The organism is Klebsiella sp. 10-1 (assembly GCF_009758445.1).
Lineage (GTDB): Bacteria > Pseudomonadota > Gammaproteobacteria > Enterobacterales > Enterobacteriaceae > Klebsiella > Klebsiella scottii.
In genome coordinates this window covers 228,969-246,531 of the sequence record NZ_WQRE01000005.1, presented here as the reverse complement: position 1 = coordinate 246,531, position 17,563 = coordinate 228,969, and the positions used below count along the sequence as shown (strand labels likewise).

The window sequence follows — 17,563 nt, the reverse complement described above, 5'->3', positions numbered from 1 at the left end:
CTATCGGTGAGTGTTACCTCACATACAGAGGCAAGCCTATGAACAGCTTAACCAATGCAACAAAACGCTGGTGGTACATCATGCCTATCGTGTTTATCACGTATAGCCTGGCGTATCTCGACCGCGCTAACTTCAGCTTCGCCTCCGCGGCGGGCATTACCGAAGATTTAGGGATCACCAAAGGGGTCTCATCGCTACTGGGCGCTCTTTTCTTCCTCGGGTACTTCTTCTTCCAGATCCCTGGGGCAATTTATGCTGAACGCCGCAGCGTGCGAAAACTTATTTTTATCTGCCTGATCCTGTGGGGCGCCTGCGCCTCGCTGACCGGCATGGTGCACAATATTCCGGCGCTGGCCGCTATCCGCTTTATTCTCGGCGTCGTCGAAGCCGCGGTGATGCCCGCGATGCTGATTTACATCAGCAACTGGTTTACTAAATCCGAACGCTCGCGCGCCAATACCTTTTTAATCCTCGGCAATCCGGTCACGGTGCTGTGGATGTCGGTGGTTTCCGGCTATCTGATCCAGTCCTTTGGCTGGCGCGAGATGTTCATCATTGAAGGCGTTCCGGCGGTGATCTGGGCCTTCTGCTGGTGGGTACTGGTAAAAGATAAGCCGTCGCAGGTGAACTGGCTGTCGGAGAGCGAAAAAGCCGCGCTGCAGGAGCAGCTGGAACGCGAGCAGCAGGGCATCAAAGCCGTACGTAACTACAGCGAGGCCTTCCGCTCACGTAACGTCGTTCTGCTGTGCATGCAGTATTTTGCCTGGAGTATCGGGGTATACGGCTTCGTGCTGTGGCTGCCGTCAATCATCCGCAGCGGCGGTGAAAACATGGGCATGGTCGAGGTTGGCTGGCTCTCCTCGGTACCTTACCTGGCGGCGACTATTGCGATGATCGTCGTCTCCTGGGCCTCGGACAAAATGCAGAACCGTAAGCTGTTCGTCTGGCCGCTGCTGCTGATTGGCGGGCTGGCCTTTATCGGCTCCTGGGCCGTCGGCGCGAACCACTTCTGGACTTCTTATACCCTGCTGGTGATTGCCGGCGCGGCGATGTACGCCCCCTATGGCCCCTTCTTCGCCATCATCCCGGAGATGCTACCGCGCAACGTAGCCGGCGGCGCGATGGCGCTGATTAACAGCATGGGCGCGCTAGGCTCATTCTTTGGCTCATGGTTCGTCGGCTACCTGAACGGTTCGACCGGCAGCCCGTCAGCCTCGTACATTTTCATGGGAGTGGCGCTTTTCGTCGCGGTATGGCTTACTTTGATTGTTAAGCCTGCTAATAATCAAAAAATTCCGCTTGGCGCTCGTCACGCCTGACCCCTAAATACTACGGAGATCCGCATGAAGCCGTCCGTTATTCTCTATAAAACGCTTCCCGACGACCTGCAGCAACGTCTGGAAAAATACTTTGCCGTCACCCGGGTGAAAAACCTGAGTGCCGAAACCATCGCGCAGCACGCCGAGGCGTTTGCCCAGGCCGAAGGCCTGCTGGGCTCCAGCGAAAAAGTTGATGCCGCGTTACTGGAGAAAATGCCCAATCTTCGTGCGGCCTCAACGGTCTCCGTGGGCTACGACAACTTCGACGTTGGAGCGCTAAACGCGCGCAGGGTCCTGCTGATGCATACGCCCACCGTGTTGACCGAAACCGTTGCCGATACGGTGATGGCGCTGGTACTCAGCACCTCACGCCGGGTGGTGGAAGTGGCCAATCGCGTGAAGGCGGGTGAATGGACCAAAAGCATCGGGCCGGACTGGTTCGGCAGCGATGTGCACCACAAAACGCTGGGCATCGTTGGGATGGGGCGCATCGGCATGGCGCTGGCCCAGCGCGCGCATGCCGGCTTCGGGATGCCGATTCTTTATAATGCGCGTAGCCAGCACCCGCAGGCGGAAGAGCGCTTCAACGCCCGCTACTGCGATCTGGATACGCTGCTTGAGGAAGCCGATTTTGTCTGCCTGATCCTGCCGCTGACCGCTGAGACTCATCATCTTTTCAATGCGGAGAAGTTCGCCAAAATGAAGCCATCCGCCATCTTTATTAACGCCGGACGCGGTCCGGTCGTCGATGAGAAGGCGTTGATTGCCGCGTTGCAGAATGGCGAAATCCATGCCGCCGGTCTCGACGTGTTTGAGCAGGAGCCGCTGGCGCAGGACTCCCCGCTGCTCAGCATGCCGAACGTCGTCGCGCTCCCGCATATTGGTTCCGCTACCCATGAAACGCGCTACAACATGGCGGCCTGTGCGGTGGATAATCTAATTGATGCGCTACAGGGCAACGTCGATAAGAACTGCGTGAACCCGCAGGTGAAATAGGAAGGAAAGGGGCATTCTCGCCCGGCTGAGCGTAGCGTCAGCCGGGAAGAAACCCGGGTGATGGCGCGATAAACGCCTTCCCCGGGCTCGGGCAGCGGCTATCGCGTAGCGTTAACTGCTGCAGTCCACGCCTGATTGAACGCCTGGTGCTGAGCCGCCAGCGGGCCAATCAATGCGTTGTACTGGCTGGCCTGCTGCGAGGTCGGGAACTGAATCCCGTTCGCCACGAAGCTCACCTGCGTACTTTGCTGAGCAACAAAATCACCGACCTGCACCAGCTGCTGTGTAAAGACCTGCGCCGCAGGGATCAGCGGCTGCAGGGCATTTGCCGGAGCGGTAACCACTTTGTTGTAAACCTGGTCAAAGACCGGCTTCAGATCGTCGCCCTGCTTCAGCGCGCTATGCGCACCATCGGCCTGCATTTTCGCATTTTCCAGCTGCTGGCTCAGTACGCCCAGCGCGCCGTTTGCCTGACGCAGCGGTTCACGCTGAGTGATATAGTCCTGCGGGACGCGGATCGCGTTCACGCTGTCTACCACCGGGCGCAGGCCCGCGTCCATCGCCTGACTTACCTGCTGCGAATAGCCGTAAATCACCGCATAATCGGACACAAAAGGACCGAACTGTTTTTTCTGATCGGCGGTCAGCGTCGGCAGACGTTCGCCGCTCCGCATAGCCGTATTTTGCAGGAAGTCGATGAACGCTTTGCGCTGATCGCCTTCTTTATCAAAACACCCACTCAGGCTAACCACCATTAATAAGGCCGCAACAGCCGCAAACCAGCGAGAGCAGGACTTTCCTGTCGCCATTTTTTTACTCCTTTCAGCCAAAAAAAGCGCAAACAGACACACACGTGCCAGACGCTGACAAGGATAGTCCAGGTCGGCCTCACAGGATACTCTTTCCTGACAATCTTCCGCAGGAAATAGCCCTCTGGCGGCGTTTTATCGACAACCGGTATCGTCTGTTAAGCACATCACAATTACCGCCATAAGCAAAACGTCAAAATCAATATTCAACAAGTTGATTTTATTGAATTTTAATTTCATCAATCGCGATTAAATCCCTAAAAAGAACGATAATCGCACGCTTCCTGGCCGACCCGCGTTGCCTGCAGTCGGGTTCAGTGTTTTGATTAATGAGCGATTAACGGCATTACGTTCGATTATCGCACAAATAATATTAACGACAGCGAGGGAGACGTAAACCGCCGTTTTCGTCCCCCGCTCTGCCTGCCAGGAATGCCGTATGAATAAGACAACCATCGATATTCAGGCTTTTATCAATGAACATCCCTTCACGAAGTACCAGTGGATGATTCTGGCCTTATGTTTTATCACCGTCGCTATGGACGGTTTCGATACCGCGATAATCGGTTTCATCGCCTCAGACCTGGTGCAGGAGTGGGGCGTAGAAAAGTCGGCATTAGGCCCGGTAATGAGCGCTGCGCTGGTCGGCCTGGCGGTGGGCGCCTTGACCGCGGGGCCGCTGGCCGACCGCATTGGCCGCAAGAAGGTCCTGCTGATGTCGATCGTGGTTTTTGGCAGCTTTAGCCTGCTTACCGCTTTTGCTACCAGCCTGAACCAGCTGACGCTGCTGCGCTTCCTGACGGGGCTGGGGCTGGGGGCCGCGATGCCGAACGCCGCGACGCTGATGAGCGAATACGCGCCGGAGCGCCGCCGGGCCTTAATGGTCAACCTGATGTTTGTCGGCTTCCCGATGGGATCGTCGCTGGGGGGCTTTCTCTCAGCCTGGATGATCCCCCATTACGGCTGGCAAAGCGTGCTGGTACTGGGCGGCGTGATGCCTCTGCTGCTCGCCGTGGCGCTGATCTTCCTGCTGCCGGAATCGGTGCGCTACATGGTCGTTAAGCGCCAGCCTGCGCAGCGCATTGCGACAATTCTCCGCCGCATTGCGCCGCTTCCGCAAGAGGTGGAGTTTGAGCTGCGTGAGGCCGGCCAGGTAAAAGAGAAATCGGCTCTGGCCGTCATTTTCTCTCCACGCTATATCGTCGGAACCGTGATGCTGTGCCTGACCTACTTTATGGGCCTGCTGATCTTCTATTTACTGACCAGCTGGCTGCCGCTGCTGATTCGTGAAACCGGCGCATCGATGAGCCAGGCGTCGATTATCACCGCACTGTTCCCGCTGGGCGGCGGTATTGGCGTGCTGATCCTCGGCGCGCTGATGGATAAGATCAACCCCAATAAGGTCGTCGCCGTCGGCTGGCTGCTAACCGGTATTTTCGTCTGTCTCGTGGGCTTCTCCACCGACAGCCTGGTGCTGATGGGGATCATGGTATTTATCGCCGGCAGCATTATGAACGGCGCGCAGTCTTCCATGCCGGCGCTGGCAGCCGGATTTTACCCCACGCAGGGCCGCGCAACCGGCGTCGCCTGGATGCTGGGTATCGGGCGCTTTGGCGGCATTCTTGGCGCCTTCAGCGGCGTATTCCTGATGCAGGCGCAGCTCTCTTTTGCGACCATTTTCACCCTGCTGGCCATCCCGGCGTTTTTATCCGCCATCGCCCTGCTGGTAAAATACAAAATGAGCCAGCGTCAGCCTGCTCCGCCTCAGGCCGACGCTGAAAATCTGCAGAAAGCCTGATCGCAAGGCCAGCGGGGAGCCGCTGGCTTCGGTTTTTCTGTGCCGTTTACAAAAATTTTCTAAACCCGCGCGTATGATGATTAATCATCGGCTTACCCCCAACTCCCGCCGGGCTGTTCGGTCTCAAAAGAAGGGCTGCCGGCATATAATCACCCCCGTTACCGTTCTCCGCGTTTTTTTCTGACTATTCTTAATAAGCATCCACCAAACCTACCCTTTACTGTGCAGCAGGAAGGAGCTCTCTATGGAATATAAAGATCCAATATTCGAATTGCTTAGCAGCCTGGAACAAATTGTTTTTAAAGACATTCCCCGAGCGACCGCCCCAACCCGCAAGCCAACCGCCTTCAGCGAATTCGACCGGCTCCGTAAAGGGACCGGGCTGAAAATTGACGATTTCGCCGATGCGATGGGCGTCAGCGTGGCGATGGTGCAGGAGTGGGAGTCGAGACGCGTCAAGCCCTCTTCGACTGAGCTCAAGTTGATGCGCCTGATCCAGGCTAACTCAAAGCTTTCAAGGCAAATTCACGAGTGAAGTTCTATAATGTTATTGGACACTGATTACGGTCCTGATTAGGGACCGTTTTAATTTCTATGAAAAAAAACGTTTGCTATCGCATCTCAAAAATGAGTTAATGCTCGCAGGTTTGATGTACAGACCACAGAGCATTAGTATAGAGTAGTCCTTGAGCGGTTATCCTAGATACCCCGGTAGTGAACTTTCCCTTTATAGCTTCAAATCTGTAGTCCAGACCGTATCGCCGAAAGGTTCATTAATTTTTTAAAGGTATTTCGCTATGTCCGGTAAAATGACTGGTATCGTAAAATGGTTCAACGCTGATAAAGGTTTCGGCTTCATTACTCCTGATGACGGTTCTAAAGATGTGTTCGTACACTTCTCCGCTATCATGAACGATGGCTACAAATCTCTGGATGAAGGTCAGAAAGTTTCCTTCACCATCGAAAGCGGCGCTAAAGGCCCGGCAGCTGGCAACGTTACCAGCCTGTAAGCTTAAATAAGCTCAGAATTCAAGATCCCTGCCTTACGGCGGGGATTTTTTTTATCTGAACATCAGGAAACCGCCACTTCACATGGCGGTTTTTTAGTTTTAGCTCGCCTCAAAATGCCAGCCGCCGTCCCGCCACTCTAAAACGTGGGTGAGCTTCAGCCCCTGCAGGAACGCCTCATCATGCGACACAACCAGCATCGCACCGGGAAATCCCGCTAGCGCCGCTTCAATGGCCTGAGCGGAGGCTAAATCAAGGTGGTTAGTCGGCTCATCGAGCAGCAGCAGCTGGGTGGCGTCCCGCCGCCACAGCACGCAGGCAAGCGCCGCCTTCAGTCGTTCGCCGCCGCTCAGCGCCGCCAAAGGTAGATTGATTTTATCCGCTCCCAGCTGCAGCTGTGCAAGCCGGCTGCGCAGCACGCCCTCCTCCAGCGGCGTATCGTCAAGATTAAGATGCGTTAAAACCGATAGCGACAGGTCCAGCTGCGTCAGGTGCTGATCCAGCCAGGCCGCATGTACCGATAGTCGGCACTCTCCGCTAACCGGCTGCTCGAGGCCTATCAGCGTTTTCAATAAGGTGGTTTTTCCACAGCCATTAGGACCACGCAGCGCGACGCGCATCGGCCCGTCAAGGCGCCAGCTAAGCGGTGCTGCCGCCGAGTGGGCCAGCCGTAAGCCCTCCAGCTCCAGAACCTGCTTACCGGCGGCAATATGACTTCCCGGCAGAGTAAACATCACCGACGCTTCATCTTCTACCCGCTCGTACGCCTGGGCAACGGCGGCGTTGAGGGCGCTGTTTTGTTCCCGATGCTGCCGCAGGAGCGTTCCAGGGCGCTCCTTCGCCGCGCCTTTGTACTTCACGCGTTCAAACGAGGCAATATTCAGGGTATCGACAACCCGCAGCGTCTGCGCAGATCGCCGCTGGCTGGCATCATGTTCTTTGTGCATACGCGCCCGGGTGCGACGGCGTTCGGTCGCGGCATGCTCCAGCGCGGATCGCGCAGCCTGCTGCTCGGCATCGCGCTGCTGCCGGTAGTCGGCGTAGCTCCCGCCATAGCTTCGCAGCGCCGTCGGAGTGAGCTCAAGGATGCGCGGCATCCGCGCCAGCAGTTCACGATCGTGGCTGGCGATAATTCCCCCGCCGCGCCAGCGCTCAAGCTGCTGGTACAGCCATTCGCGCCCCTGTCTGTCGAGGTGGTTTGTCGGCTCATCCAGCAGCAAATAGTCTGAGCCTGAGAGAAAGGCCCCGCACAGCAGCGCTTTCACCCGCTCGCCGCCGCTCAGCGACGACGCGAGTCGATCGGGAGCAAACGTCGGCAGGCCGGCATCTGCGAACGCCGCGCTCAGACGCTCGCGCAGATCCCAGAAACCTTCCAGGCTCTCAACGTCGTCAGCGAATCCTTCACCACGCTCAAGCCGCCGCAGGGCGGAGAATACGCAGCCATAGCCCAGCAGATCGGCCAGCGTAGCGCAGGGAGTCATAGCCGGCTGTTGGGCAACATAGGCCAGAGAGGTAAACCGTTCGATATGTCCACCGGAGGGAGAGTCAACGCCCGCCAGCAGCCGAAGCAGACGAGTTTTGCCGACGCCATTACGGCCGACCAGGCCGCAGAACGACGTTTCCAACGATAAATTTAGCGGGCCGAACAGCGTGTCTCCTGTCGCAAACTGACAGGTGAGCTGATGCAAAATAAAAGCGGGGGACCGGGCACAATGGGCCATAAGCACTCCTGAATGAAATCGATACTTCCCCTGCCGCACATCGTGCTAGCAAGGAGTGAATTCAGCAGGCGTGGTTATCCATTTTCAGTGTGCTCTCAGTAAGACGAGGGATTCGTCGGGGCACAGAATAGCCACACCGACACCCACATTTCAAGATTATTTTTTCAGCGCCCACGCAGAGACAGGCAAAAGTTAGCCGCGCCGCCGGGCTAACTGACGGGCTTATTTATCGCCAGTCATGACGATTAACGCCCCCATAGTTATCGATCAAATATTATTCTATTTTTTTGAACAATATGCGCAAATTGTTCCGATTTTAATCACCAGACGATCGGCCTATTATTTATCACATCAGGGCACAACGCCCTATTACAGACAAACAACCTTAGGAATATGACCATGAAATCAATCAAAACTTTCGTTGCAGTTACCGCACTTTCCCTGATGTCCTTCGGCGCATTCGCTCAGAGCATCAGCACCACTGCCTCCACCCTGGATCGCGCAGAAGCTAAAATTGCCGCCCAGGCTGCTGAGCAGGGTGCGTCCTACAAAATTACCAGCGCCCAGTTCAACAACCGCGTTCATATGACCGCAGAGCTGACTAAATAAATCTCGTTGATGGCTCTCTTAGAGAGTGCCGGCCGCCGGAACCAGCTACGCAGGCGACAACAACAGCACGATGAAAAGGAATATAAGATGAAAAATATCAGCGTGATGACCGCCCTGTTTCTGGCAGCCTCACTGTCAACCGGCGTCATGGCGGCAGAACGCCATGCCGTACAGCCGGAAGCAGGCTCAAACATCGATACGTCGATGCATCAAAACCGCATTAACGTCAGCCATGCTTTCGATAAAGAGAGCCTGACGGCAGGCAACCTGCAGTAATTAAGGGCCAGCCCGCGGGCGACGAGATTGCTCCATGAGCGTCTTCGCGCCATAAAAAAACCTGCCAGAAGGCAGGTTTTTTTGTTGCCAAAAGGCGCTTACTGCAGCAGAGAAATATCCGCTACCTGCAGGAAAAGCTCGCGCAGTTTAGACAGCAGCGTCAGGCGGTTAACGCGCACGCTTTGATCTTCCGCGTTGACCATTACGTTCTCGAAGAACTCGTCAACCGGCTCGCGCAGCGACGCCAGCTCGATCAAAGCGTCCTGATAGCGGCCTTCGGCGAAGTACGGCTGCAGCTTGTCGCGCAGGACGACTAAATTGCTGGCCAGCTTAATTTCAGCCGCTTCTTTCAGCACGGAGGCGTGGACGATATCGTTCAGCACTTCGTCAGACTTAGCCAGAATGTTGGAGACACGCTTATTCGCCGCCGCCAGCGCCGAGGACTCTTCCAGCGTGCGGAAGTGCGAAACCGCCTTCATGCGCGCATCGAAATCAGCCGGACGGGTTGGGCGACGAGCCAGTACCGCCTGAATAGTATCAACGCCGTAGCCTTCGTCCTGGTACCAGGCGCGGAAGCGACCGAGCATAAAGTCGATAACATCATCAACCACCTTCGCGTTAGTCAGCTTGTCGCCATACAGACGTACCGCTTCTTCGGTGAGGGTTTGCAGATCCAGATTCAGGTTCTTCTCAACGATGATACGCAGCACGCCCAGCGCGGCACGGCGCAGCGCGAACGGGTCTTTGTCCCCTTTCGGGTGCTGACCAATGCCGAAGATACCGGCAAGCGTATCCATCTTATCGGCAATCGCCACCGCGCAGGCAACCGGGTTAGACGGCAGATCGTCACCGGCAAAACGCGGCTGATACTGCTCGTTCAGCGCCACGGCAACGTCTTCCGCTTCGCCATCATGACGCGCGTAGTGCATGCCCATAACGCCCTGGGTATCGGTGAACTCGAAGACCATATTGGTCATCAGGTCGCACTTCGACAGCAGGCCCGCACGGGTCGCGTGGTTAACGTCTGCGCCAATCTGGCCGGCAATCCAGCCGGCAAGGGCCTGAATACGGTCGGTTTTATCGCGCAGGGTGCCCAGCTGCTGCTGGAACAGGACGGTCTGCAGACGCGGCAGATTGTCTTCCAGGCGCTTTTTGCGGTCAGTATTGAAGAAGAATTCGGCATCCGCCAGACGCGGGCGCACAACCTTCTCGTTACCGGAGATGATCTGCTGCGGGTCTTTGGATTCGATGTTGGCGACGAAGATGAAGTTCGGCAGCAGTTTGCCGTCGTCGGCATAAACCGGGAAATACTTCTGATCGCCTTTCATGGTGTAAACCAGGGCTTCAGAAGGCACCGCGAGGAATTTTTCTTCGAATTTCGCCGTCAGCACCACCGGCCATTCCACCAGCGAGGTCACCTCTTCCAGCAGGCTTTCGCTCAGGTCAGCGTTACCGCCAATCTTGCGGGCCGCTTCTTCAGCGCCGGCTTTAATGATCGCCTTACGCGCGGCGTAATCGGCAACAACCTTCCCGCGCGCCAGCAGAATCTGCGGATACTGTTCGGCGTTATCGATGGTGAATTCCGGCTCGCCCATAAAGCGATGGCCGCGGATCACACGATCGGAGTCGATACCGAGAATGGTCGCCGGAACGACTTTGTCGCCGAGCAGCAGGGTCACGGTGTGAACCGGGCGCACGAACTGCACGTCTGACGCGCCCCAGCGCATCAGTTTAGGGATAGGCAGTTTGGAAAGCGACGTCGCGACCATGTTCGGCAGCAGCGCTTCTGCGCTTTCGCCTTTCACGTGGGCGCGATACAGCAGCCATTCGCCTTTATCGGTCGCCAGACGTTCGGCCTGCTCGACGGTGATGCCGCAGCCGCGCGCCCAGCCTTCGGCCGCTTTGCTCGGTTTACCTTCGGCGTCAAACGCCGCTGAAACCGCCGGACCGCGTTTTTCGATTTCACGATCCGGCTGGGAAGCGGCCAGATTGGCCACCTTCAGCGCCAGACGACGCGGGGCGGCAAACCATTCAACGGTGCCGTGGGCGAGGCCGGCGCTATCCAGCTCCGCGGTAAAGTTCGCAGCAAAAGACTCAGCCAGGCTGCGCAGGGCTTTTGGTGGCAGCTCTTCGGTGCCGATCTCCACCAGGAAAGTTTTCTCAGACATGGCCGCCTCTTATTTGTTTTTGTTGCACATCGGGAAGCCAAGGGCCTCACGAGAAGCGTAGTAAGCTTCTGCCACCGCTTTCGTCAGGGTGCGGATGCGCAGAATATAGCGCTGACGCTCGGTGACGGAGATGGCCTTACGCGCATCCAGCAGGTTGAAGCTATGGGCGGCCTTCAGAATACGCTCGTAGGCAGGCAGCGGCAGCGGATTTTCCAGCGCCAGCAGCAGCTGCGCTTCTTTCTCATACTGCTCAAAGCAGGAGAACAGGAAGTCCACGTCGGCGTATTCAAAGTTGTAGGTTGATTGCTCGACTTCGTTCTGATGGAACACGTCGCCGTAGGTCGTTTTACCCAGCGGGCCGTCGCTCCATACCAGGTCGTAAACGCTGTCTACGCCCTGAATGTACATCGCCAGACGCTCCAGGCCGTAGGTGATCTCGCCGGTTACCGGCTTACATTCCAGACCACCAACCTGCTGGAAGTAAGTGAACTGAGTCACTTCCATACCATTCAGCCACACTTCCCAGCCCAGACCCCAGGCGCCCAGCGTTGGGTTTTCCCAGTTGTCTTCCACGAAGCGGATATCATGAATAGTCGGGTCCATACCCAGCTCTTTCAGAGACCCAAGGTACAGCTCCTGGATGTTGTCCGGCGATGGCTTAATGACCACCTGGAACTGATAGTAGTGCTGCAAGCGGTTCGGGTTTTCGCCATAGCGACCGTCGGTCGGACGACGCGAAGGCTGCACATAGGCAGTCGCCATCGGCTCTGGCCCCAGCGCGCGCAGGCAGGTCATTGGGTGGGAGGTGCCGGCGCCAACTTCCATGTCCAGTGGTTGAACAATGGTGCAGCCCTGACGAGCCCAGTAATCCTGTAAGGTCAGGATCAGGCCCTGGAAGGTCCTGGTATCAAACTTTTGCATATTATTTCGTGCTGGATACGTGTGGATTTAAAGGAAGGGATCAGTATACCCGCTGGCTGCGAGATATACAGTACGAAACGGCGTTGTTTAAGCAAAATTGGGGAAATTCACGCCATCATGCGGCAGCTGCGGGCATTTAGCGCATAGAAAGATGTAAAAACTGCCCGTCTGGATCGAAAGAACAGATAAAGCGCTCATTCTGCTCGGTATGGCCCGACAGCTCATAGCTTCCCTGGAACTGTTCAAAATGGCTGACGTCAACCAGCCGGGCCCCGGTGCTGTAGCGTCTTGCCGCCTTATCCTTACACAGCTGCTCCATGTTCAGGGTGATTTGCGGCGTAATTCGCGCTCTTTGCGCTTTTTGTAACGGCTGGGACGGCGTCTGGCTGCAGCCGGCAAGCACAAGCAGCAGCACTCCAGAAAAGAAATATTTCATCACCATTATCCTCAACCGCCTTGTTAGCAAATTGTTATCGTGCAGATTACGTGAAATCGCCCGGACATTGTGCGAATCTCTCCACATCTCTACAAGCATGCGGCGGAAAACTCAGAATATTCCATTGAGACACCGCCGTATCAGGGAAGTCAGACCCTGTTTAAGAAGGAACCACTGAGGTACTGATGCAGGAAAAAATAAACTGGATTACGAGTTTGCGCGGTATCGCATGCATGATGGTGGTGATGATCCACAGCACAACCTGGTACATCACCCATCCCCACGCCATCAGCCTGGTGGAATGGGATATGGCCAACCTGCTCAACTCCGCCTCTCGCGTCAGCGTCCCGCTCTTCTTCATGATGTCAGGGTATCTGTTTTTCGGCGAACGCAGCGCCCAGCCGCGGCACTTTCTGCGCATCGTGCTGTGCGTACTGTTCTACAGCGCCGTGTCGCTGCTCTACATCTCCCTGTTTACCCATATCAACGTCGAGCTCTCGCTAAGAAACTTGCTGCAAAAGCCGGTGTTCTATCACCTGTGGTTTTTCTTCGCGATTATCGTCGTCTACCTGCTCTCGCCGCTCATTCAGGTTAAGCAGGTCAGCGGGAAGATGCTGCTGGCGCTGATGCTGGTCATCGGCATTCTCGCCAATCCCAATATGGTGAGCGTAAAAGCGGGCGGTATCGAATGGCTGCCGATCAATCTCTATATCAGCGGCGATGCCTTTTACTACGTGCTGTACGGCGTGCTTGGCCGGGCGATTGGCATGATGGAGACGGATAAAAAATGGCTGACTCTGCTGTGCGCCGCGCTGTTTGCCAGCGCCGTCTGGGTGATATCACGCGGTACGCTGCACGAGCTAAAGTGGCGCGGCGACTTCGGCGATACCTGGTATTTATACTGCGGTCCGGCGGTGTTTGTTTGCGCGGTAGCCCTGCTGACGCTGGCGAAAAATACCCTCAACGGGCGTCAGATCCCCGGCATCGCGCTTATCGCCCGCCACTCTCTGGGGATCTACGGTTTTCATGCGCTGATTATCCACGCGCTGCGGGCCAGCGGCCTGGAGCTCACGCGCTGGCCGCTGCTGGATATTCTGTGGATATTTAGCGCCGCGCTGCTGGGCAGCCTGCTGCTGTCGGCGCTGGTGCAGCGCATCGACACGCGTCGGCTGGTGAGCTAGCGCAACGGTAAAACCCGCCCCCGCGGCGGGAGCGGGTCGCCGCTATGACATCAGCGGGAGGAGCTGCTGATAAATCTGGCGGAACGTTTCGCGACGCGGGGCATAGAGCGCGAAGCGTTCGCTATCCGGAAGGTGAGCCTGTTCCAGCGGCAGCTGAGGCAGCAGGTCTGAATACGACGCGCCTTTATGCAGCGCCAGCTGCGCTAATCTCGCGGCGCCTAACGCCGGCCCGACGTCGCCGCCGGTACGGTAATCCAGCTGCTGTCCGCTGATGTCGGCCAGCATCTGCCGCCACCAGGGGCTGCGAGCGCCTCCGCCAATCAGGGTAATGCTCTCAGGCTTAATGCCGCAGGCGTGGACCACATCCATACCGTCCGCCAGCGCATATCCCACCCCTTCCAGCACCGCACGCGCCAGCTCCGCCGGGCCATGCTGATGGGTCAGGCCGAAAAAGACGCCTTTCGCCTGCGGATTGTTATGCGGCGTACGCTCGCCGGAAAGATATGGCAGAAACCACACCGGGCCCGCGCTCTCATGCGCTGACCCGGCGGCGGCGATCAGCGCCGGAACCGAACCAAGGCCGGTCAGCTTCGCCGCCCAGTCGAGGCAGGATGCCGCGCTGAGCATGACCGACATCAAATGCCAGCGCCCGGGAAGCGCATGGCAGAAACTGTGCACAGCGCTTTCGGGTTTGCTGAGAAAGCCATCGCTGACGGCAAAGTAAACGCCGGAGGTGCCCAGCGATAGCATCGCCTGTCCCGCGTCCGCCATGCCGACGCCAACGGCCCCGGCGGCATTATCGCCGCCGCCGGCAACCACCAGCGCCTGGGGCATATTCCACGCCTCGGCGATAGCCGGACGCAGCGTTCCCGTCACCTCGCTGCCCTCAAATAGCGCAGGCATGTTATCGCGGCTCAGGCCGCAGGCGGCGAGCATCTCGTCGCTCCAGTCGCGTTTTGCCACGTCCATCCACATCGTCCCGGCAGCGTCAGACATATCGCTGGCAAACTCGCCGGTCATGCGTAAACGGAGATAATCTTTCGGCAGCAGGACCTTATCAACCTGGCTGAACACGTCCGGCTCGTGCCGCTCAACCCATAGCAGTTTCGGCGCCGTAAAGCCGGGCATCATCAGGTTGCCGGTGATCTGCCGCGACCGCTCCACCCGCTCTTCCAGCAGGGCGCACTCTTCGCCGCAGCGCCCGTCATTCCATAAAATGGCCGGGCGCAGCACCTTCTGCTGCTTATCCAGCAGCGTGGCGCCATGCATCTGCCCGGCGATACCGATAGCCTTCACGTCGCGCAGGGAGTGCCGCTCTGCCAACGCTTTGATCGCGCCATCCGTTGCCTGCCACCAGTGCTCGGGATCTTGTTCGGACCATAGGGGGTGCGGGCGCGATACGCTGAGCTTTTCAGTATGCGAAGCCAGTACCTCACCTTGCTCATTGAGCAAAATGGCCTTCACGCCCGAGGTACCTAAATCAATCCCGATGTACATACAGACTCTCCTTAACAGCGCGCCACGGCTGAGCGTGGCGCGAAAAAGCGTGCTAAATAGCCTATGCCCGGACGCGCCGGGCACTATCATCACTTATCGAAAAGATAATGATTCACCAGATTTTCCAGCTGCTCCTGGTGGCCGCTCTGATGCTGCGGCGTCAGATTATTCTGCGCGGCATGCTGAGCAATTTCCGTCAGCGTCATCTGCCCCTTGAGGATTTGCTGGCCCAGGTCGCCGTTCCAGCCGGCATAACGTTTTGCTACGCGCTTATCCAGCTCGCCATCTTCAATCATGCGCGCCGCCACTTTCAGCGACAGAGCCATCGTATCCATCGCCCCAATATGACCATAGAACAGATCGTACTTATCGGTGCTTTGACGACGAACTTTGGCATCAAAATTCAGCCCGCCGGTAGTGAAACCGCCGGCCTTGAGAATTTCATACATCACCAGGGCGTTTTCTTCCACGCTATTCGGGAACTGATCGGTATCCCAGCCCAGCTGCGGGTCGCCGCGGTTGGCATCGACGGAACCAAACAGGCCCAGCGCGATGGCGGTGGCAATCTCGTGGTGGAAACTGTGGCCTGCCAGGGTCGCGTGGTTCGCTTCAATATTAAGCTTGATCTCTTTTTCCAGACCGAACTGCTTGAGGAAGCCATAAACGGTGGAGGCGTCGTAGTCGTACTGGTGCTTGGTCGGCTCCTGCGGCTTCGGCTCAATCAGCAGCGTCCCCTGGAAGCCAATTTTATGTTTGTGCTCAACGACCAGCTGCATAAACCGGCCAATCTGCTCGCGCTCCTGGCGCAAATCGGTATTGAGCAGAGTTTCATACCCTTCACGGCCGCCCCACAGGACGTAGTTTTCCCCGCCCAGCTTGTGGGTAGCATCCATCGCGGTAACGACCTGAGTCGCTGCCCAGCTGAACACTTCCGGGTCCGGGTTGGTTGCCGCACCTGCGCCGTATCGCGGGTTAGTGAAGCAGTTCGCGGTGCCCCACAGCAGCTTCACGCCGCTATGCTCCTGTTTTGCCGCCAGCACATCGACCATTTGCGCGAAATTGTTCAGATACTCCTTCAACGACGCGCCTTCCGGCGAGACGTCAACGTCGTGGAAGCAGTAGTAAGGGACGTTCAGCTTGTGGAAAAACTCAAAGGCGACGTCAGCTTTACGTTTTGCCATTTCCAGGGCGTCGCCCGGCTGCTGCCACGGGCGGTTGAAGGAACCGACGCCAAACATGTCGGCTCCGTTCCAGCAGAACGTGTGCCAGTAGCAGGCCGCAAACCGCAGGTGTTCTTCCATGCGTTTACCCAGCACCAGCTCATCCGGGTTATAGTGACGGAAAGCCAGCGGGTTAGTAGATTTAGGGCCTTCATAACGAACGCGATCGAGTTGATCGAAATAGGTCTGCATAATGAACTCCATATTCAGGGATGCGGCGGGTAATAAGTCATAAGCCAATATAGAATTGCTGTTTTACTTTCCTCAATTACGTTATTTCACACCGCGGTTGAGAGAATCCGCAAACGTGCGCCAGATCGCAAAAATAACGGTCTAATTCGCTATTTACGCAGTATCTCAATGAAAGATCGGGACAATCCCTGAGGCCCTGAAGATTAAAATAAGATCGCGGTCATAAATCAGCAAATAAACTAAATTTCATAACGCCAAAATAAGCACAGGTAATTGCCAGCGCCCTTTTCCACGTTAAGAATCTTCAGCGTATCAGGCCGTCTGCTTTTACCGCTCGTTTTATCCTGCACTTTACAAAAAGGTATTATTATTATGAAGATAAAGAACCTTTGCCTCACGCTCTGCGCTTCACTCATTCTTACCAGCATGGCGGGTATTGCTAAAGAAGTTAAAATTGGTATGGCCATTGACGATCTTCGTCTGGAACGCTGGCAGAAAGACCGCGATATTTTTGTCAACAAGGCCGAATCATTAGGTGCAAAAGTATTTGTTCAGTCTGCCAACGGCAATGAAGAAACGCAAATGTCGCAAATTGAAAATATGATAAATCGCGGCGTTGACGTTCTGGTTATTATTCCTTACAACGGTCAGGTTTTAAGTAACGTTATTAAAGAAGCGAAGCAGGAAGGGATCAAAGTTCTCGCCTATGACCGTATGATTAATAACGCAGATATTGATTTCTATATTTCATTCGATAACGAAAAAGTCGGCGAAATGCAGGCCCAAAGCCTGGTCAATAAAGTGCCCCAGGGTAATTATTTCCTGATGGGCGGCTCGCCTGTTGATAATAACGCCAAACTCTTCCGTGCCGGGCAAATGAAGGTGCTTAAGCCTTATATCGATCAGGGCAAAATCAAAATTGTCGGCGATCAGTGGGTCGACGGCTGGCTGCCGGAAAACGCGTTAAAAATTATGGAGAATGCGCTTACCGCCAACAATAACAAAATTGATGCGGTAGTGGCCTCAAACGACGCCACCGCCGGCGGGGCAATCCAGGCGCTAAGCGCCCAGGGGCTGGCGGGGAAAGTGGCGATCTCGGGTCAGGACGCCGACCTCGCCGGAGTGAAGCGCATTATCTCTGGTACCCAGACGATGACGGTTTATAAACCCATCGTGACGCTTGCCACCACCGCGGCAGAAATTGCCGTTGAGCTCGGTAACGATAAGGCGCCGCACGCTGATACCACCTTAAACAACGGGCTGAAGGACGTCCCGTCGCGGCTGCTGACGCCAATTGAAGTGAATAAAGACAATATCGACCAAACGGTGATTAAAGACGGTTTCCACAAAAAGAGCGAACTGTAACCTCCGACGCCCCTTAACCGGGGCGTTATTCTCGTCCAGCCGGATAT

General features: G+C 56.3%; 16 protein-coding genes. 9 read left to right on the top strand and 7 right to left on the bottom strand.

Translation table 11 applies throughout. The features are described from left to right. Positions 1 to 38 precede the first annotated feature (38 nt). Complete coding sequence (locus GO007_RS19295) at positions 39 to 1,319, top strand: MFS transporter (protein WP_095102770.1); 1,281 nt, start codon at positions 39 to 41, stop codon at positions 1,317 to 1,319. 24 nt (positions 1,320 to 1,343) lie between these two features. Continuing rightward, entirely contained in the window at positions 1,344 to 2,315 is a 972-nt protein-coding gene (gene ghrB / locus GO007_RS19290; RefSeq protein WP_095102768.1) for a glyoxylate/hydroxypyruvate reductase GhrB, read from the top strand. Between the two features lie 98 nt (positions 2,316 to 2,413). Here the strand turns inward: ghrB and GO007_RS19285 are convergent, their stop codons facing one another. Beyond that, a complete protein-coding gene (locus GO007_RS19285) occupies positions 2,414 to 3,124 on the bottom strand; it encodes a DUF3053 domain-containing protein (RefSeq protein WP_095102766.1) in 711 nt (236 codons plus the stop codon). A gap of 439 nt (positions 3,125 to 3,563) precedes the next feature. On the opposite strand from GO007_RS19285, the gene GO007_RS19280 reads away from it, so the two are divergent. The 3 genes from GO007_RS19280 (at position 3,564) to cspE (ending at position 5,932) form a co-directional block, all read left to right on the top strand. After that, on the top strand, positions 3,564 to 4,922 hold the full coding sequence (locus tag GO007_RS19280; protein ID WP_095102764.1) for an MFS transporter: 1,359 nt from the start codon (positions 3,564 to 3,566) through the stop codon (positions 4,920 to 4,922). A 244-nt stretch (positions 4,923 to 5,166) separates the two neighbouring features. Next, positions 5,167 to 5,457 (top strand): HTH-type transcriptional regulator, encoded by a 291-nt coding sequence (locus tag GO007_RS19275; RefSeq protein ID WP_095102762.1) that lies wholly within the window; start codon positions 5,167 to 5,169, stop codon positions 5,455 to 5,457. Between the two features lie 262 nt (positions 5,458 to 5,719). Next, positions 5,720 to 5,932: a transcription antiterminator/RNA stability regulator CspE gene (cspE, locus tag GO007_RS19270; RefSeq protein WP_004868803.1), complete on the top strand. Its 213-nt coding sequence runs from the start codon at positions 5,720 to 5,722 to the stop codon at positions 5,930 to 5,932. A 99-nt stretch (positions 5,933 to 6,031) separates the two neighbouring features. Here the strand turns inward: cspE and GO007_RS19265 are convergent, their stop codons facing one another. Next, on the bottom strand, positions 6,032 to 7,651 hold the full coding sequence (locus GO007_RS19265) for an ABC-F family ATP-binding cassette domain-containing protein (protein ID WP_095102760.1): 1,620 nt from the start codon (positions 7,649 to 7,651) through the stop codon (positions 6,032 to 6,034). A 399-nt stretch (positions 7,652 to 8,050) separates the two neighbouring features. Here GO007_RS19265 and GO007_RS19260 point away from each other — a divergent pair, with 399 nt between their 5' ends. Then, the gene (locus tag GO007_RS19260; protein WP_041143158.1) at positions 8,051 to 8,260 is read left to right on the top strand and encodes a YdgH/BhsA/McbA-like domain containing protein; all 210 of its coding nucleotides are present in this window, start codon (positions 8,051 to 8,053) and stop codon (positions 8,258 to 8,260) included. Positions 8,261 to 8,347: 87 nt separating this feature from the next. Continuing rightward, on the top strand, positions 8,348 to 8,536 hold the full coding sequence (locus GO007_RS19255; RefSeq protein WP_095102759.1) for a hypothetical protein: 189 nt from the start codon (positions 8,348 to 8,350) through the stop codon (positions 8,534 to 8,536). A 98-nt stretch (positions 8,537 to 8,634) separates the two neighbouring features. On the opposite strand, the gene glyS is transcribed toward GO007_RS19255, so the two are convergent. The 3 genes from glyS to GO007_RS19240 all read right to left on the bottom strand — a co-directional run bounded on the left by glyS (position 8,635) and on the right by GO007_RS19240 (position 12,067). Beyond that, the gene (gene glyS, locus GO007_RS19250; protein WP_095102758.1) at positions 8,635 to 10,704 is read right to left on the bottom strand and encodes a glycine--tRNA ligase subunit beta; all 2,070 of its coding nucleotides are present in this window, start codon (positions 10,702 to 10,704) and stop codon (positions 8,635 to 8,637) included. Between the two features lie 9 nt (positions 10,705 to 10,713). After that, positions 10,714 to 11,625: a glycine--tRNA ligase subunit alpha gene (gene glyQ, locus GO007_RS19245; RefSeq protein ID WP_095102756.1), complete on the bottom strand. Its 912-nt coding sequence runs from the start codon at positions 11,623 to 11,625 to the stop codon at positions 10,714 to 10,716. Between the two features lie 136 nt (positions 11,626 to 11,761). Next, positions 11,762 to 12,067 (bottom strand): YsaB family lipoprotein, encoded by a 306-nt coding sequence (locus GO007_RS19240; protein ID WP_095102755.1) that lies wholly within the window; start codon positions 12,065 to 12,067, stop codon positions 11,762 to 11,764. A 179-nt stretch (positions 12,068 to 12,246) separates the two neighbouring features. Between GO007_RS19240 and GO007_RS19235 the strand changes: the two genes are divergently transcribed. Continuing rightward, positions 12,247 to 13,242, top strand: a complete 996-nt coding sequence (locus GO007_RS19235) for an acyltransferase (RefSeq protein ID WP_095102754.1) — start codon at positions 12,247 to 12,249, stop codon at positions 13,240 to 13,242. Positions 13,243 to 13,284: 42 nt separating this feature from the next. On the opposite strand, the gene xylB is transcribed toward GO007_RS19235, so the two are convergent. Next, positions 13,285 to 14,739, bottom strand: a complete 1,455-nt coding sequence (gene xylB / locus GO007_RS19230) for a xylulokinase (RefSeq protein WP_095102753.1) — start codon at positions 14,737 to 14,739, stop codon at positions 13,285 to 13,287. Positions 14,740 to 14,828: 89 nt separating this feature from the next. After that, positions 14,829 to 16,151: a xylose isomerase gene (gene xylA, locus GO007_RS19225; protein WP_095102751.1), complete on the bottom strand. Its 1,323-nt coding sequence runs from the start codon at positions 16,149 to 16,151 to the stop codon at positions 14,829 to 14,831. Positions 16,152 to 16,523: 372 nt separating this feature from the next. Between xylA and xylF the strand changes: the two genes are divergently transcribed. Continuing rightward, entirely contained in the window at positions 16,524 to 17,516 is a 993-nt protein-coding gene (gene xylF / locus GO007_RS19220; protein WP_095102750.1) for a D-xylose ABC transporter substrate-binding protein, read from the top strand. The last annotated feature ends 47 nt before the right edge of the window (positions 17,517 to 17,563 follow it).

What these genes read in the sequence shown, in the direction of transcription:
- GO007_RS19295 (WP_095102770.1), top strand. Translation starts at nt 39, where the DNA reads ATGAACAGCTTAACCAATGCAACAAAACGCTGGTGGTACATCATGCCT.
- ghrB (WP_095102768.1), top strand. Translation starts at nt 1,344, where the DNA reads ATGAAGCCGTCCGTTATTCTCTATAAAACGCTTCCCGACGACCTGCAG.
- GO007_RS19285 (WP_095102766.1), bottom strand. Translation starts at nt 3,124, where the DNA reads ATGGCGACAGGAAAGTCCTGCTCTCGCTGGTTTGCGGCTGTTGCGGCC.
- GO007_RS19280 (WP_095102764.1), top strand. Translation starts at nt 3,564, where the DNA reads ATGAATAAGACAACCATCGATATTCAGGCTTTTATCAATGAACATCCC.
- GO007_RS19275 (WP_095102762.1), top strand. Translation starts at nt 5,167, where the DNA reads ATGGAATATAAAGATCCAATATTCGAATTGCTTAGCAGCCTGGAACAA.
- cspE (WP_004868803.1), top strand. Translation starts at nt 5,720, where the DNA reads ATGTCCGGTAAAATGACTGGTATCGTAAAATGGTTCAACGCTGATAAA.
- GO007_RS19265 (WP_095102760.1), bottom strand. Translation starts at nt 7,651, where the DNA reads ATGGCCCATTGTGCCCGGTCCCCCGCTTTTATTTTGCATCAGCTCACC.
- GO007_RS19260 (WP_041143158.1), top strand. Translation starts at nt 8,051, where the DNA reads ATGAAATCAATCAAAACTTTCGTTGCAGTTACCGCACTTTCCCTGATG.
- GO007_RS19255 (WP_095102759.1), top strand. Translation starts at nt 8,348, where the DNA reads ATGAAAAATATCAGCGTGATGACCGCCCTGTTTCTGGCAGCCTCACTG.
- glyS (WP_095102758.1), bottom strand. Translation starts at nt 10,704, where the DNA reads ATGTCTGAGAAAACTTTCCTGGTGGAGATCGGCACCGAAGAGCTGCCA.
- glyQ (WP_095102756.1), bottom strand. Translation starts at nt 11,625, where the DNA reads ATGCAAAAGTTTGATACCAGGACCTTCCAGGGCCTGATCCTGACCTTA.
- GO007_RS19240 (WP_095102755.1), bottom strand. Translation starts at nt 12,067, where the DNA reads ATGGTGATGAAATATTTCTTTTCTGGAGTGCTGCTGCTTGTGCTTGCC.
- GO007_RS19235 (WP_095102754.1), top strand. Translation starts at nt 12,247, where the DNA reads ATGCAGGAAAAAATAAACTGGATTACGAGTTTGCGCGGTATCGCATGC.
- xylB (WP_095102753.1), bottom strand. Translation starts at nt 14,739, where the DNA reads ATGTACATCGGGATTGATTTAGGTACCTCGGGCGTGAAGGCCATTTTG.
- xylA (WP_095102751.1), bottom strand. Translation starts at nt 16,151, where the DNA reads ATGCAGACCTATTTCGATCAACTCGATCGCGTTCGTTATGAAGGCCCT.
- xylF (WP_095102750.1), top strand. Translation starts at nt 16,524, where the DNA reads ATGAAGATAAAGAACCTTTGCCTCACGCTCTGCGCTTCACTCATTCTT.